Source organism: Mycobacterium sp. IDUB_1, assembly GCF_055419625.1.
Genome location: NZ_JBVAYA010000005.1, coordinates 274,543 through 288,988 on the forward strand (window position 1 = coordinate 274,543; position 14,446 = coordinate 288,988).

Genomic DNA, 14,446 nt, shown 5'->3' on the forward strand with positions numbered 1-14,446 from the left:
TACTTCGCGTGCGGGCGCGCATCACCTGGCGGTCTGCGTGCGGGTCTTGGTGCGGGATCTGCCATCCCTGTCTCGGGCCCGCCGTGAGCAGGCCCTGGAGACAACTCCTCAAGGTTACGTGAGCAGCGGGTTGAGGGTCAAACCGCTCAGTCCTGAGCGGGTGGCCCTGCCGGACGGGCTGCGGCGCGTCGACGCTGCCGGACAGGCCGGACAGCGACGGCAGCGGGCTGCTCGTCCTCCTCCTCGGAATCCTCGTCATCGGAGTCGTCCTCGGAATCCTCGTCGAAGTCGTCGTCATCCTCGTCATCGGAGTCGTCCTCGTCGGATTCCTCGTCGTCGTCATCAGAGTCTTCGTCATCAGAGTCTTCGTCATCAGAATCGTCGTCCTCGTCGTCGAGCACGTCGATGTCGTCGTCCTCGTCGTCCTCGTCGTCATCGGAGTCGTCCTCGTCGGACTCCTCGTCCTCGTCGTCCGAGTCCTCGAAGTCGTCGTCGAGTTCCTCGTCCTCGGTGTCGACAACCGTTGCCCGGATCGCGTCTTGGTCGAGCTCGGCGACCTCGTCCGCGTGATCGTCCTCGTGATCGTGATCGTCGTCGTCTTCGTGCTTGCCGTTGGCCGCGGCCATCGCCTTGAACATCGGGTGCTCGCCGGGTGAATGTGCGGGCACCTTGGCGACCTGCACCTCCTGCGGGGGCGCTCCGCGCTTACCGCGCTTGCCGCGGCGACCACCGCCACCACCGCCACCGCCGCCGTTCGATTCGGCTTTGCGACCTGCACCTGACGCGGTGTCGACCGGATCGCCGTGGAGCATGATGCCGCGTCCGCCGCAGTGTGTGCACGTGGTGGAGAACGCCTCGATCAGGCCGGTGCCGAGCCGTTTACGGGTCAGCTGCACCAGCCCCAGCGACGTCACTTCGGACACCTGGTGGCGGGTGCGGTCCCGGGCCAGCGCTTCGGTCAGCCGCCGCAGCACCAGGTCGCGATTCGATTCGAGCACCATGTCGATGAAGTCGATGACCACGATGCCGCCGATGTCCCGCAGCCGCAGCTGCCGCACGATCTCCTCAGCGGCCTCGAGGTTGTTGCGGGTCACGGTCTGTTCGAGATTGCCGCCCGACCCGGTGAACTTGCCCGTATTGACGTCGACGACTGTCATCGCCTCGGTGCGGTCGATCACCAGGGTGCCGCCCGACGGCAGCCACACCTTGCGGTCGAGCGCCTTGGTCAGCTGCTCGTCGATCCGGTGCACCGCGAACACGTCGGGGCCGTCGGAACCGGCCGGCTCGTACTTCGTCATCCGCGGGAGAAGCTCGGGTGCCACGGCTGTCACATAGTCGTTGATCGTCGTCCATGCGTCGTCCCCGGAGACGATCAGCGTGGAGAAGTCCTCGTTGAACAGGTCGCGGATCACCTTGACCAACACGTCGGGCTCTTCGTAGAGCGCCATGGCGGCGCCGGCCTTCTTCGCGGTGATCTCGGTGGCCTTGGCCTCGATCTCGTTCCACCGAGTCTGGAGCCGCTCCACATCGCTGCGGATGTCGTCCTCTTTGACGCCTTCCGAGGCCGTGCGGATGATGACGCCGGCGTCCGAAGGCACCACCTCGCGCAGGATCTCCTTGAGCCGCTGCCGTTCGGTGTCGGGCAGCTTGCGGCTGATCCCCGTCGACGACGCGCCGGGCACGTACACCAGGTAGCGGCCGGCCAGAGACACCTGCGTGGTCAGCCGGGCGCCTTTGTGTCCCACCGGGTCCTTGCTGACCTGCACGACCACGTAGTCGCCGGGCTTGAGCGCCTGCTCGATCTTGCGCTGGGCGCCTCCCAGACCGGCAGCTTCCCAGTTCACCTCGCCGGCGTAGAGCACACCGTTGCGGCCGCGGCCGATGTCGACGAACGCGGCTTCCATCGACGGCAGCACGTTCTGCACGATGCCGAGGTAGATGTTGCCGACCAACGAGGCCGATGCCGCCGACGTGACGAAGTGTTCGACGACGACGCCGTCCTCGAGCACCGCGATCTGGGTGTACCGGGCGCCCTCGTGGGGAGGCTCGCTGCGGACCTTGTCGCGGACCACCATGGTGCGTTCGACGGATTCACGCCGCGCGAGGAACTCTGCCTCCGACAGGATCGGGGGGCGGCGGCGACCTGCGTCGCGACCGTCGCGGCGGCGCTGCCGCTTGGCTTCGAGGCGAGTGGACCCGCTGATGCCCTGGATCTCGGAGTCCGACGAGCCCTTGGCGCCCTTGCCGCGCGGTTCGCGTTCATGCACGACGGTGTTGGGCGGATCGTCGGGCGACGTGCCGTTCTCGTTGTCGGAGGTGGCTCCGGTCTTGCGGCGGCGGCGGCGACGGCGGCGACGGGTCGCGCCGTCTCCGCCGTTGTCGTCCTCACCGCTGTCGTCATCGGCGTCGTCGGCGGACTCAGCACCCTCGGAGGATTCGTCCGACTCGGCCGACTGGTCGTCCTCGTCGCTGCCCGGTTCGTCGCCGTTCTGTTCACCGCGCCCGCGACCGCGGCCGCGGCGGCCCCGGCGGCGACGCTTGGTCGACGGGCGGCCCGACTGGTCATCGTCGGAGTCGGTGTCGGAGTCCGCATCGGAATCGGTGTCGGACTCCGAGGTGGAGTCGTCCTCGTCGTTGTCGTCGGTGTGGGCGGGTTCTGGGCGCACCGGTTGCGGGGCTACGAACAGCGGCAGGTAGTCGGCGGGTTCGGCCTCGACCGCGGGCGGTGTCTCGAGGATCAGCCGTGACTCCGGCTCCTCCTCGGCAGGAACGTCGGGCTCGGCAGCAACGGCCGGCTCCGGAGCGACGGCCGGCTCGGGTGCCACCTCGACTGCTTCGGGTGCGGGCTCGGGTTCGGCCAGCGCCGCGCGCACGCGGTCGGCCTCGTCACGGCCGATCGTGGAGTGCGCGCTGCGGGTACGCCCGTCGAGTTCGGCCAGCGCGTCGATGATGCGCCTGCTGGTCGTGCCGAGCACACGGGCCAGGGAGTGAACCCTCAGCCGTTCGGGTGTCGGTGGAGGGGCACTAGCAGTCTCCGTGGGCTGCGCCTCGTCGGGCGAAGCGGTGCCGGGGTCCTGCAGGTCGTGGAGGTTGTCATTGTCGGCCACGTATTCTCCTAAAGCCCCCGGGCGCGTCGTTTGCTGACGCGGCCACGCGAGGGCTACTGACTGTTGCGTCCGGGCCACTTGATCCCGAACTCTGGTTGGTCTTGCTCCGAGGAGTCCCGGCGGGACATCCTCGGTGCCGGTCTGAATGATGGCTGGACGGTCGGCGCCACATCGGGGTAGCGATGGTCGCAGTCGTCGAAGTCTTCATCCGAGTGACCAACCCGGGGTAGTCAGGCCGGCCGCTCGCGCCCAGTATCCCACATCACTGCGGGGGAACCCGAAACGCGGCGTCAGCGGGTCGCCGCGGCGCTCAGCTGCCGGGGAACCAGAGCTCGATTTCGCGCGCGGCCGACTCGGGCGAATCAGAACCGTGAACCAGGTTGAACTGGGTCTCCAGGCCGAGATCACCCCGGATGGTGCCCGGAACGGCCTTCTCGACCGGATCGGTGCCACCGGCCAGCTGACGGAACGCGGCGATGGCGCGCGGCCCTTCGAGCACGGCAGCTACCACCGGACCGGAGGTGATGAACTCCAGCAGCGAGTCGAAGAACGGTTTGCCGTCGTGCTCGGCGTAATGGGCACGCGCCAGCGCGTCGTCGACGTTCTTGAGCTCGAGCGCGGCCACGGTCAGTCCCTTGGCTTCGATCCTGCTGATGATCTCGCCGATGAGCCGACGGGCAACGCCGTCGGGCTTGATGAGGACGAGGGTTCGCTCTGTCACGGCCGACAGCCTACCCATACGCCGCATCTAGTCCGCGTCGCGCTGCTGCCCGGGCAACAGGCCCCGTTTCTGGCGGCGCAGCACCTCGGCCCTCAGATAGGCGATCAACAGCCACACCACCACGAACAGCAGGCCGATGAAGCCGATCCCCGGATACAGGACCCAGCCGGCCACCAGCAGCAGCTGCACTCCGAGGTTGGCCCAGATCGCCCAGGGCCGGCCCTGCACGCCTGCCATCAGCAGCAGCAGGATCGCAACCCCGACGACGTAACCGATCGATCCGCCGGTCAGACCGCCGCCGACGGCGCCGACCACCGGCAGCGCGAGCAGCACCACGATGGCCTCGAGGATCAGCGTGCCGGCCATGACGCCGCGGAAACTTTTCCACGGATCGGGCGGCGGGGTGGTCATGCCGGATCCTTTCCGAACAGCGTGCGCGCCACGCCGGCGGTGACGACCGAGCCGGTGATCACGATGCCGGCGCCGCTCATGCCTCCGGCGCCTTCGACGTCGCCGCCCGAGTCCTCGACCAGCGCGGTGGCCGTCTCGATCGCGTCGGGCAGCGTCGCCGCGGTCGCGACCCGTTCGGGGCCGAAGACCTCCTCGGCTTTGAGCGCGAGCGCGTCGACCTCCAGAGCACGCGGTGAGCCGTTGGTCGTCACGACGATCTGGTCGAAGGCGGGCTCGAGGGCGGCCAGGACTCCGTCGACGTCCTTGTCGGCCATCACCGACACCACCCCGACCAGGAACCGGAAGTCGAACTCCTCGGCCAGCGCGGACGTCAGCGCCGCCGCTCCGGCGGGATTGTGCGCGGCATCGATGAAAACGGTTGGTGCGCTGCGCATCCGCTCCAGTCGACCGGGCGACGTGACAGCGGCGAATCCGGCGCGCACCGCGTCGACGTCGAGCTGGCGTTGCGCACCAGCGCCGAAGAACGCCTCGACGGCGGCGAGGGCCAGCACAGCGTTGTGAGCCTGATGCTCGCCGTGCAGCGGCAGGAAGACCTCCGAGTACCGACCCCCGAGCCCCTGCAGTTCGAGCATCTGCCCGCCGATGGCCACCTGGCGATCGAGCACGGCGAACTCGGAGTCCTCGCGTGCGACGGCGGCGTCGGCGCGGACAGCGGCGGCCATCACCACCTCCATCGCCTCGGGCACCTGGCGGCCGATCACCGCGACGGTGTCGGTGGGCACCAGGTCGTCGGCCTGCCGGGTGATGATGCCGGCCTTCTCGCCGGCGATCTCGGCGATCGTGTCACCGAGGTAGTCGGTGTGGTCCATGCCGATCGGCGTGATCACCGCAACGGGCGCGTTGATCACGTTCGTGGCGTCCCATCGTCCACCGAGGCCGACCTCGACGACGGCCACGTCGATCGGGGCGTCGGCGAACGCGGCGAAGGCCATCGCGGTCACCACTTCGAACTTCGAGCAGCGCGGCCCTCCCCCGGCCTCGGACTGCTGATCGACCAGCTCCACGAACGGCTCGATCTCCCGGTACGTGTCGACGTACGTGGCCGGGCTGATCGGCCTGCCGTCGATCGAGATCCGTTCGACGGCCGACTGCAGGTGCGGGCTGGTGGTGCGCCCGGTGCGCCGGTGCAGCGCAGTGAGCAGCGCGTCGACCATCCGGGCGACCGACGTCTTGCCGTTGGTGCCGGCGATGTGGATCGACGGGTAGCCCTTCTGCGGTGAGCCGAGCAGTTCGAGCAGCGCGGCGATGCGGGCCGTGCTGGGTTCGATCTTCGTTTCCGGCCACCGCTGGTCGAGCAGGTGCTCGACCTGCAGCAGAGCCGCGATCTCGTCAGGTGCGGGTTCGGTCGAGCTCACGTCAGGGCGGCCAGCCGTGCCGAGATGCGGTCGACTTCTTCTCCGGCGAGCTGCTGGCGCGCGCGGATCTTGTCGACGACGTCAGCGGGCGCCTTGGCCAGGAACGCCTCGTTACCCAGTTTGGCCGAGGTGCCGGAGAGTTCCTTCTGGGCTGCGGCCAGATCCTTCTCCAGGCGGCGCCGCTCGGCGTCGACGTCGACGGTCCCCGACGTGTCGACCTCGACGAGCACGGTGCCGCCGGAGAGCCGGACCTCCACCGACGCCGATGCGGTGAAGTCGTCGGCCGGCGGGGTCAGCCAGGCCAGCGCGGTGACGGCGGGCACGTGGGCCGTCAGGCCCGCCGTGTCGACGCCGGACAGCCGCGCCGGCACCTTCTGCCGGTCGCCCAGGCCCTGGTCGCTGCGGAACCTGCGCACTTCGGTGATCAGTTTCTGCATGTCGGAAATCCGTTGCGCGGCAGCATGATCGAGGTCCATCCCACTGGCGGGCGGCCAGTCGGCGATCACGAGCGACTCGCCCCCGGTCACGGTCTTCCACAGCACCTCGGTGACGAACGGCATCACCGGGTGCAGCAGCTTGAGCAGCGTGTCGAGAACCGCGGCGAGAACGGCGGTGGTGTGCGAAACACCCTCGCCGAGCTGGACTTTGGCCAACTCCACGTACCAGTCGCAGAATTCGTCCCAGGCGAAGTGGTACAGCGCCTCGCACGCCCGACTGAACTCGTAGGCATCCAGCGCCGAATCCACCTCGGCGCGAACCTCTTCCAGCCTGCCGAGGATCCAGCGGTCGGCATCGGTGAGTGCGTCGACGGGCGGCAGCGGGGCGGGGCTGGCGCCGTTGAGAAGCGCGAACCGCGTCGCATTGAACAGCTTTGTGGCGAAGTTGCGCGATGCCCTGGCGTGGTCTTCACCGATGGCCAGGTCACCACCGGGGCTCGCGCCGCGGGCCAACGTGAAGCGCAGCGCGTCGGCGCCGAACTTCTCCACCCAGTCCAGCGGGTCGATGCCGTTGCCGCGCGACTTGCTCATCTTGCGGCCGTGTTCGTCGCGAATGAGGCCGTGCAGGAAGACGTTCTGGAACGGGACCTGCCGCGCGCGGCTGCCGTTGTCGGTGATCGCGCTGTCGTCGCCGACGAAGGTGCCGAACATCACCATCCGGGCCACCCAGAAGAACAGGATGTCGTAACCGGTCACCAGCACCGACGTCGGATAGAACTTCGCGAGGTCCGCGGTGTGGTCGGGCCAGCCCATCGTCGAGAACGGCCACAGCGCCGAACTGAACCACGTGTCCAGCACGTCGCTGTCCTGTTCCCAGCCCTCCGGCGGGGTCTCGTCGGGGCCGACGCACACGGTCTGCCCGTCGGGCCCGTGCCAGATCGGGATGCGATGCCCCCACCACAGCTGTCGCGAGATGCACCAGTCGTGCATGTTGTCGACCCAGGCGAACCAGCGCGGCTCCAGGCTGGCCGGGTGAATCACGATGTCGCCGTTGCGGACTGCGTCACCGGCAGCCTTGGCCAGCGACTCCACCTTCACCCACCACTGCAGGCTCAGCCGCGGCTCGATCGGTTCGCCGCTGCGCTCGGAATGGCCGACGCTGTGCAGATACGGACGCTTCTCGGCGACGATGCGGCCCTGCTCGGCCAGCGCCTCGCGCACCGCCACGCGTGCCTCGAAGCGATCCATCCCGTCGAACCGCGTTCCGGTGTCGGCGATCCGACCCTTGGTGTCGAGCATCGTGGGCATCGCGAGCTGGTGCCGCAGACCGATCTCGAAGTCGTTGGGGTCGTGCGCCGGGGTGACTTTGACTGCGCCCGTACCGAATTCGGGGTCGACGTGGTGGTCGGCCACGATCACGATCTGGCGGTCATCCAGGAAGGGATGGGGCAGCGTCGTACCGACCAGGTGGCGGTAGCGCTCGTCATCGGGATGCACCGCGATCGCAGTGTCCCCCAGCATCGTCTCGATCCGGGTGGTGGCGACCACCAGGTGCGGTTCGTCGTCGGACATCGACCCGTAGCGGAACGAAACCAGCTCGCCCTCGATGTCTTCGTATTTGACCTCGAGATCCGAGATCGCGGTCTCGAGCACCGGCGACCAGTTGACCAGGCGCTCCGCCTGATAGATCAACCCGGCGTCGAACAGCCGCTTGAAGATGGTGCGCACCGCACGGGAGAGCCCCTCGTCCATGGTGAACCGGTCGCGGCTCCAGTCCACGCCGTCGCCCAGGCGGCGCATCTGGCCGCCGATGGTGCCGCCGGATTGGCGCTTCCAGTCCCACACCTTCTCGACGAACAGCTCACGACCGAAGTCCTCTTTGGTCTTCCCGTCGGCGGCGAGCTGCTTTTCCACCACGGTCTGGGTGGCGATACCGGCGTGGTCCATACCGGGCAGCCACAGCACCTCGAAGCCCTGCATGCGCTTGCGGCGAGTCAGCGCGTCCATCAGCGTGTGGTCGAGCGCGTGACCCATGTGCAGGCTGCCCGTCACGTTCGGCGGCGGCAGCACGATCGAGTAGGCGGGCTTGTCGCTGGCCGGATCGGCGGTGAAATACCCCGCATCCACCCAGCCCTGATACAGATCACTCTCGACGGCACCGGGGTCCCACGACTTGGGCAGGGCATCGAGCCCGGAGGGTCCGGCGTTGGCGAGCGGCTGGGAGGTCACCGAGCCATTCTAGGAAGACGCCGCGAGCTACTTCTTCCCGCCCAGAAGGCCGCCGAGGATGTCGCCCACACCGCCGGCCTTGTCACCGCCCAGCACGGAGCCCAGAATGCTGCCCAACGGGTTGTTCCCGCCCGGGGCCGTACCGCCGCCGAGGATGCTGCCGAGGATGTCGCCGATGCCGCCTCCGCCGGTCTGCCCGGGCACCTGCGCTCCGCCCGAGAGCCGCTTGCCGATGTAAGCGAGCACGATCGGCGCGAGGATCGGCAGCAGCTTCTGGATCAGGTCGCTGTTGCCGGCACCGCCGCCGGAGAGCGCCGAAGCCACCTGCCCGGTGTCGCTGCCGCCGAAGATCTTCGCGATCGCGCGGGACCCGTCGGCCTCGTCGACCTGTTCGACGCTCACCCCTCCGTCCAGCAGGCCGCTGCGGGCGTGCGAGTCGGCGGCCGAGGCGATGCCCTGGGCGGTGCCGGGATCTTGGGCGTTGTGCTGCAGGCCGCCCACCAGGACGGGGACCAGCGTCTTGACGGCGCTGTCGACCTCGCTCTCGTCGACACCCAACCGTCCGGCGATCTGCTGGACGGGAATCTGGCTGTACAGGTCATCGAGGCCGCTCATGAGCGTCAGGTTAGACCCGGTGACGGCGGTGCGACCGCCGTTCGGTCAGGCCAGTTTGGTGACGTCCAGCTCCACACCTGCGGCGGGGAACCGCGCCAGCAGCGCGTCGCCCATCGCGGAGGCGGGAGTCAGCACACCGAGCAGGTCGGAGAGCTTTTCGCGGTCGGTTGCCAGCGCCAGAGCGCTCTCGCCGAGCAGCACCGATGTGGCCTTGTAGCCGGGATCGCCCTGCTGTGACATCCGCGCCACGTAGCGGGCGCCCGACGACGTGGTGGTGTACGTCTCGACGGTGTAGTGACCGCTCTCGCGAGTCTGCTCGCTGGGGCCGGTGCCGGGTTTGGGCAGGATGCGCTCCAGCGCGCTGCGCGGCACCCGGTTGAGGAATCTGCTGCCCAGCTCGATGGCGGCGATGTTCCCGCCGGTGGCCATCGCCGCGGCGAGCGGCGCGAGCGGGGACTTGCCGAGGCTCATCTGCTCGGCGTATTCGAACCGTCGGCCGTAGGCGTACTCGAGGAGCGCGTTGGTGCGCCGCACGATGCGGGAGTTGGGCACCGACATCGCGAACGCGCCCACCCAGTAACCGTCGAGCTCGGGGGCGATGTCGCGGCCGCGCCGCCAGCGCGCGTCGGGCTGGCCGCCGAGTTCGGGTTCGGCGCCCCGGTCCGGGGACAGCGTGTAGGGATCGTTGAGGAGCCGGCGGCTCTCGGGGTCCTCTGCGGCCTCCCGGGCGAGCTCCGTCATCGAGGCGATGGTGCCCCCGGACATGCCGCCGGCGAAGCGGCGCACGACGAAGTTGGTGTCGCCCAGGTCACCCGCACCGTCCTCGGCCGCCTGGCGGTACAGCGCGAAGACGGTGAGGTCGGATGGGATGGAGTCGAACCCGCAGGAGTGCACGATCCGGGCGCCGGTGTCGACCGCCTGCTTGTGGTACTGGTCGATCGCGCGGCGGATGAACAGTGGTTCGCCGGTGAGGTCGGTGTAGTCGGTGCCGGCGGCCGCGCAGGCGGCGACCAGCGGTAGTCCGTACCGCAGGTAGGGGCCGACGGTGCTGATCACGACCCGGGTCCTCGCGGCCATGGCGGCCAGCGACGACGGATCGGAGGCGTCCGCGGTGATCAGCGGCCACGACTGCGCCGACGCGGGCAGGGTCTCGCGGACCGCGAGCAGTCGATCGGCCGAGCGGCCGGCCAGCGCGATGCGAGCATCCCCGGCTGCGGAGGCCAGATACAGGGCGGTCAGCTTGCCGACGAATCCTGTCGCGCCGTAGAGGACGATGTCGAATTCGCGGTCCGGTGAGCTCATGTGGCCCGACGCTACCCGAGGGTCTCGGGCAGTTCGGTGTCCTGTTCGAGGACGTGACGTGCCAGGAACGCGAACACCACCTCGTACCAGAGCTTGGCGTGCGACGGGCTCAACACCCAGTGGTTCTCCGACGGGAAATAGAGGAAGCGATGCTCGGTGGAGCCGTCAGCGGCCGCGGGCAGTCCTGACGAGCTGAGCAGGTCGTACCAGAGGCGCAGCGCTTCCCCGATGGGCACGCGGTAGTCCCGATCGCCGTGGATCACCAACATCGGGGTCGCGATGTCGGCGACGAACCGGTGCGGAGAATTGGCCGCGGTCATCTCCGGTGTCATCTCGCGTGACCACCAGTAACCACCGTCGGTGGTGCCGCCGAACTGGTCAAGCGCCCACAGGCTGGCGTGGGTGACGATCGCGTCGAACCTGTCGGTGTGGCCGGCGATCCAATTGGCCATGTAGCCGCCGAAGGAGCCACCCATGGCCGCGGTGCGGGTGGCGTCGACCCGGGGATGCTCGCACGCGGCGTCGGTGGCCGCCATGAGGTCGGCGTAGGGGGCGAATCCCCATGCGCCCCAGCCACGTTGGATGAAATCCTGGCCGTATCCGGTGGACAGCGCCGGATCGGGCAGCAGCACCGCGTAGCCTCGAGCCACCATCAGCCACGGATTCCAGCGCCAGTGCCAGGCGTTCCAGCTCGCCAGCGGCCCACCGTGAATCCACAGCACCAGGGGCGCCCCGGAATCGATGTGGTCCTCCCCGTCGGGTAGCGCCAGCCAGGACCGGACCGGTACCCCGTCGTCGGCGAGCGCTGTCACCTCGGTCAGCGTGCCGGGCAGCGTGGGCATCTCGACGCTGGGCAGCGCCGTCACGGTGCCGTCGGAGTCGATGCGGACCGGATGTGGCGGCGCGGTATAGGAACTGCGCAGTGCGAACACCGCACCGGTCGTGGCCACCTGCAGATCGGTGTAGGTGAAGTCGTCGTCGACCAGCGGCCGGACCGTGGAGGTCGACACGTCGACGGTGAAGATCGGTCCGCGCCCGGACTGGTCGGCCGTCACCAGCAGCGACGCGCCGTCGGGCGCCCACCTGACCGACGTCGGCCACCGGTCCCAGCTGCCGGTGACTTCCACCGCCGGGGACCCGAAACGCAGGAGCCACAGCGTGATTCGCGGTGCCTGCGCAGGCGTGGAGAACGTCTCCCGGGTGAAGGCGACCGCGGAGCCGTCCGGCGAGATCGCCGGCATTCCCAGGTCGGCGTCGGGATCGTCGAGCAGTGTCAACCGCTCGCCGGTGGTGATGTCGATGCGAACCAAGGTCTTTCGCACAGCAGCCCCTGGTGACGGCACCTGCCACGTCGTGACGACAAACGTTCCGTCTGCGCTGACGTCGAGGTCGGCCTCGCGCAGCGCGTCGTCGGGGTCGGGGGTGAGGTCGCGGCGCTCGTCGGCGGTGAACAGGCGGGGCCGGTCCGGGCCGAGGTCGTGATCCCAGTGCCGCACCGGATATCCGGTGTGCAGCACCGCCGAGATCTTGGCTTTCGACCGCGCGTCCCGCAGCCTGCGGTCGTCGTCGAGGTCGCGCGCCGAGCGCAGAACAGGCGTCGTGACGACGGTGACGTCACAGGCGCGTGCCACTGCCGCGGCGTTCACTCCCCCGGGGAATGTCGCGATCTCGGTGGCCTCTCCCCCGGCCGCCGGCAGGCGCCACAGGGCCTTGGACGGCTCTGTGTCGTTGGCGATGTCCTTGACCCTGCCCCGCGCCGCCAGGAACAGTAGATCCCCGTTCGCGGTGAGCGTCGGCGCCGATTCGCCGGTGCTGCCGTGGGTGATTCGGCGCGCCGGCTCGTGGCCGGCAGGGTCCAATTCCCAGATCGCGCTGACGAATTGAGTGCGTTCGTCGTTGACGACGGACACCGTCGTCACGGCGCGCGAACCGTCCGGTGCGATCGCGAGGCCACTCACCCGAGGCAGTGACAGGTAGACGTCGAGATCGTCGAACGGGGTGTCGGGGGCCATGCCCACTTCGTAACACAGTGGGCGGCTAGGGTCAGCCCATGCCAGCGCGATTCATCGTCGTCGGCGCCGGCATCGCCGGACTGGCGACTGCCGTCGCGCTGAACCGCGACGGTCACGATGTCCGTGTGCTCGAGCAGCGGACCGACCTCGGCGCGGGCACGGCGATCAGCATCTGGCCCAATGCGCTGGCCGCGCTCGACCAGATCGGCGCCGGCGATGCCGTCCGCGACGCCGGCGGCCGCGTCACCGCGGGCGCGATCCGCTGGCGCAGCGGACGGTGGCTGCGACGGCCCGCCGGCCAGCGGATGGTCACCGCCCTCGGAGAGCCGCTGGTCGTGGTGCGCAGATCGACCCTGACCGATCTGCTGGCCGATGCGCTCCCGCCCGGCGCGGTGATCACCGGGGCGTCGGTCAGGACGGTGTCGACGACGGCGTCAGGGGTGGAGGTCACGACGACGGGAAGTGACGTCCTGGTGGCCGACGCGGTGGTCGGCGCCGACGGCGTCCGTTCGGTCGTCGCGGCCACCCTGAACGGGGACCTGCCGAGCCGTTACGTCGGGTACACGGCGTGGCGGGGTATCGCCGAGACTCCGCTGGATCCGGAGCTGGCCGGCGAGACCCTCGGCCCGGGCGTACAGGTCGGTCACGTGCCGCTCGGTCCAGAGCACACCTACTGGTTTGCGACGGAGCGGACACCGGAGGGCGGTCGCGCGCCCGACGGCGAGCACGCTCACCTGGCCCGTCTGCTGTCAGGCTGGGCGACGCCGATCCCGCAGCTGCTGGCGGCCACCGCGCCCGAAAACATCCTCCGCAACGACCTCTACGATCGCGCGGCGCCCAAGCACTGGTGCCGCGGGCCCATCGTGATCGTCGGAGATGCCGCCCACCCGATGCGGCCCCACCTCGGGCAGGGTGGATGCCAGGGCATCGAGGACGCCGCAGTGCTGGCACGGTGCGTAGCGCGCGAACCGGATCTGCCCCATGCCTTCAGCTCGTTCGCTGCCTTCCGCCGACGCCGGGTACGCGCGCTGGCGTGGGAAGCCGCGACCATCGGGCGCATCCTGAACGCGCGACCCACGGCACTGGGTGCTGCGGCGAGTTGGGGCACGGCGGTGCTTCCTGAACGCGTCGTGGCCGCCCACCTGGCCTCGATCGCAGCACGCTCGGCGTTCGCCTCACCGCCGGGTTGAGCTGATTCAGCGCGCGCTGCGGGGCGTGAAGATCGCCGTGCACATCTTGCGCAGGTCCACGAAGCCGCCGAGCGCGGAGGTCGGCAGGTTCGCGCAGCCTTTCGCAGTGGCGGGCGCGGCGGCGGGAACGACGGTCGGCGCGGGGTTCGTGCCCCACACCTGCGCGGCCTGCATGCCCGCGGCACCGCACTTCGGCCATGCCTTGAGGCCCTGGCTCTGCAGCACGTTCTCCGCGACGCGGATCTGCTCTGCGCGCGAGGCCGTCGCCGGGCTGCCCGCGCCACCGTTGGAGCTCCAGGTGGCCTGCTTGAACTGCAGCCCGCCGTAGTGCCCGTTGCCGGTGTTGATGCTCCAGTTGCCGCCCGACTCGCACTGCGCGATGGCGTCCCAGTTCACCGAGTCGGCGTGGGCGGTGGCGGTGGCGCCGTCCAGCGCCATCGGCACGGTGGCGAAGGCTCCGGAGAGCGCTGCGGCCATCAGGCCCTTGCTGACAATTCTGGTGAAACGGCTGCTGATGTTCATGTTCTGCGGTCCTTCCCCGACCGTTGTGACCCAAGGCCCGCATGCGACGAAGGCGTCTCACGCTGCGGCTGTCTGGTCTGTCGGGTGACCAACATCACCTGTTACCGATGAGAATGAAGTTTTAGACGTTACTTATCTGGTGTAAGAGGCCTGTGAGAACAACGAGGCGGTGCCGACGAAGTCGACACCGCCTCGTGTGAAGAGTGGTATGAGGGTCAGCCGCGGCGACCGCACACCGGCCACGCGCCGATGCCCTGAGAGCGCAGCACGTTCTCGGCCACGCGGATCTGCTCTTCGCGGCTGGCGCCATGCGGCGAGCCGCTGCCGCCGTTGGCCTGCCAGGTGCTCAAGGTGAACTGCAGGCCGCCGTAGTAACCGTTGCCGGTGTTGATGGCCCAGTTGCCGCCCGACTCGCACGCTGCGACGGCATCCCAGTTGACGCTGTCCGCATTCGCGGTTCCGGCCCCAAAACCCGTGACCGCTGC

The 14,446-nt window shown here is 69.2% G+C and carries 10 protein-coding genes and 1 pseudogene; 1 reads left to right on the forward strand and 10 read right to left on the reverse strand.

Annotated features, from left to right (window positions below):
- Positions 1-146 precede the first annotated feature (146 nt).
- From rne to ACZYYX_RS25480, 8 genes are all read right to left on the reverse strand, one after another.
- On the reverse strand, positions 147-3,107 hold the full coding sequence (rne, locus tag ACZYYX_RS25445) for a ribonuclease E (protein WP_463817526.1): 2,961 nt from the start codon (positions 3,105-3,107) through the stop codon (positions 147-149).
- Between the two features lie 310 nt (positions 3,108-3,417).
- Positions 3,418-3,828, reverse strand: coding sequence for a nucleoside-diphosphate kinase (gene ndk, locus ACZYYX_RS25450; RefSeq protein ID WP_463817527.1), 411 nt, complete (start codon positions 3,826-3,828; stop codon positions 3,418-3,420).
- Between the two features lie 27 nt (positions 3,829-3,855).
- The gene (locus ACZYYX_RS25455) at positions 3,856-4,239 is read right to left on the reverse strand and encodes a DUF4233 domain-containing protein (protein ID WP_463817528.1); all 384 of its coding nucleotides are present in this window, start codon (positions 4,237-4,239) and stop codon (positions 3,856-3,858) included.
- Positions 4,236-5,654, reverse strand: coding sequence for a bifunctional tetrahydrofolate synthase/dihydrofolate synthase (folC, locus tag ACZYYX_RS25460; protein ID WP_463817529.1), 1,419 nt, complete (start codon positions 5,652-5,654; stop codon positions 4,236-4,238). Before folC ends, ACZYYX_RS25455 begins: the two co-directional genes overlap by 4 nt.
- Positions 5,651-8,320: a valine--tRNA ligase gene (locus tag ACZYYX_RS25465; RefSeq protein WP_463817531.1), complete on the reverse strand. Its 2,670-nt coding sequence runs from the start codon at positions 8,318-8,320 to the stop codon at positions 5,651-5,653. The genes folC and ACZYYX_RS25465 overlap by 4 nt, the downstream gene beginning before the upstream one ends.
- A 27-nt stretch (positions 8,321-8,347) precedes the next feature.
- On the reverse strand, positions 8,348-8,935 hold the full coding sequence (locus ACZYYX_RS25470; RefSeq protein ID WP_463817532.1) for a DUF937 domain-containing protein: 588 nt from the start codon (positions 8,933-8,935) through the stop codon (positions 8,348-8,350).
- Between the two features lie 45 nt (positions 8,936-8,980).
- Complete coding sequence (locus ACZYYX_RS25475; protein ID WP_463817533.1) at positions 8,981-10,237, reverse strand: saccharopine dehydrogenase family protein; 1,257 nt, start codon at positions 10,235-10,237, stop codon at positions 8,981-8,983.
- An 11-nt stretch (positions 10,238-10,248) separates the two neighbouring features.
- Entirely contained in the window at positions 10,249-12,249 is a 2,001-nt protein-coding gene (locus tag ACZYYX_RS25480) for a S9 family peptidase (protein ID WP_463817534.1), read from the reverse strand.
- Between the two features lie 38 nt (positions 12,250-12,287).
- Between ACZYYX_RS25480 and ACZYYX_RS25485 the strand changes: the two genes are divergently transcribed.
- Entirely contained in the window at positions 12,288-13,439 is a 1,152-nt protein-coding gene (locus tag ACZYYX_RS25485; protein WP_463817536.1) for an FAD-dependent oxidoreductase, read from the forward strand.
- A gap of 6 nt (positions 13,440-13,445) precedes the next feature.
- On the opposite strand, the gene ACZYYX_RS25490 is transcribed toward ACZYYX_RS25485, so the two are convergent.
- Positions 13,446-13,961 carry a transglycosylase family protein gene (locus ACZYYX_RS25490; RefSeq protein ID WP_463817537.1) on the reverse strand — a complete coding sequence of 172 codons (516 nt, stop codon included), beginning with the start codon at positions 13,959-13,961 and terminating at the stop codon, positions 13,446-13,448.
- Between the two features lie 215 nt (positions 13,962-14,176).
- Positions 14,177-14,410 (reverse strand): annotated as a pseudogene (locus ACZYYX_RS25495) (transglycosylase family protein); the annotation flags it as partial.
- Positions 14,411-14,446: the final 36 nt, after the last annotated feature.